The organism is Clostridium sp. AM22-11AC, assembly GCF_003473545.1.
Taxonomy (GTDB): Bacteria; Bacillota; Clostridia; order Lachnospirales; family Lachnospiraceae; genus Enterocloster.
On sequence record NZ_QUCM01000006.1, the window covers coordinates 196,169 to 196,904 of the forward strand.

General features: G+C 44.7%; 1 pseudogene. It reads right to left on the reverse strand.

Going from position 1 to position 736, the window contains the following annotated elements:
* Positions 1–558, reverse strand: a pseudogene (locus tag DW251_RS18275) (IS21 family transposase); the annotation flags it as partial.
* Positions 559–736 lie beyond the last annotated feature (178 nt).

Sequence of the window (736 nt, forward strand, 5' to 3'; positions counted from 1 at the left end):
CCAGTTGTCAGTTTTCTCATTCATATATGCTTTTACAAAAGCATACTGACTGTAAGTTAATACACCTACAAATATCCATGCATCTGTGATTTCTCCAGTGTCCGGATCAATGATGTGGGCAGGATCACCGGCCCAGTCAACTTCAATCTGTTCACCTGGTTTTCTGGGGATATGCATGGTAGCCCTGCGTTTTTCTTCATCCTTCTGGATGTAGTAGCAGAACTGAGAATACATTAGAGGCTCTTCGCTGCTCATGCGGCACTCCTCGCAGTATTCTACCCAGAGAAGCTTTTTGTTTACACCGTTCCGCAGAAGTTCTTTGCGGATGTAGTCAAAGTTTGGCATGCGTTTATTCGTTGCCGACTTATCCTTAGGAAACATCAGCTCCTCTAGTGCGCTGTCGGTCATGTCGAAATCCAGCGGCCATGAAAGATTGATTTCCGCTGCCTTTTTCAAAACCTTGGCGACTGTGTTTCTGGATACACCGCAACTCTGTGCGATGTTCCTCTCACTGAATCCTAAGCTTTTCAAGCGTAGGATTTCACGATACTTGGTCATAACTTACGACCTCCTTTATCTGTATTCACACCAAAGGTGTGTATTTACAGTATAAAGGAAATATATGTAATAGAGTCCAATACTGTGGCTCTGAATTACCGGAATATATGGCTCTCATTCTCCGGAATGGTGGCTCTCAAAGTCCGGACAGGTGGCTCAGAGAGCCCCGGAATAATCA